Origin of the sequence: Aquimarina addita, from assembly GCF_039539305.1 — a bacterium.
Classification (GTDB): domain Bacteria; phylum Bacteroidota; class Bacteroidia; order Flavobacteriales; family Flavobacteriaceae; genus Aquimarina; species Aquimarina addita.
In genome coordinates this window covers 1-649 of the sequence record NZ_BAABCW010000079.1, presented here as the reverse complement: position 1 = coordinate 649, position 649 = coordinate 1, and the positions used below count along the sequence as shown (strand labels likewise).

The 649-nt window shown below is 32.4% G+C and carries 1 protein-coding gene; it reads left to right on the top strand.

Annotated features, from left to right (window positions below):
• Positions 1-36: 36 nt before the first annotated feature.
• A partial coding sequence (locus tag ABD816_RS22230) for an AMP-binding protein (RefSeq protein ID WP_344931121.1) occupies positions 37-649 on the top strand: 613 nt, incomplete at its 3' end.

Here is a 649-nt window from a genome sequence, read left to right as displayed (position 1 = left end):
GCAATAGAATCGTCTAGAAAACTACCAAAAATCACATTGCCCAACCACCTCGCATATGTAATCTACACATCAGGGTCAACAGGGAAACCTAAAGGGGTAATGATTGAACATGATAACTTGATGAATTTGTGCTTGTGGCACAAAAAACAGTTCGATTTGACCAGGATAAGTAAGGCTACAATGTTTTCAAAAATAGGTTTTGATGCATCAACTTGGGAGATGTTCCCTTATCTTATAGCAGGAGGGACTCTCTACCCAATTAAAAATTATAATTATGATATTTTTGAATTAATAAAATTTACAGTAAAGAATAAGATATCACATATTTATATACCTCCATTAGTTTGTCAAGATTTTATCAATCAAAAAAATGAATTTAGTAATATTATTATTTTAACTGGGGGGGATACTCTTCAATTAAAAAGTAATAATGACTATAATATTTACAATAATTATGGTCCAACAGAAAATACTGTAGTTTCAACCTGTTATAAAGTTCAAAATTATTTAGTTAAAATTCCGATAGGTCGTCCAATCTCGAACACTCAGATTTATATTGTAGGGAATGGTCTTGAATTACAGCCTATAGGGGTAATAGGTGAATTATGCATAAGTGGTGCTGGTTTGGCACGTGGGTATCTCAATCGTC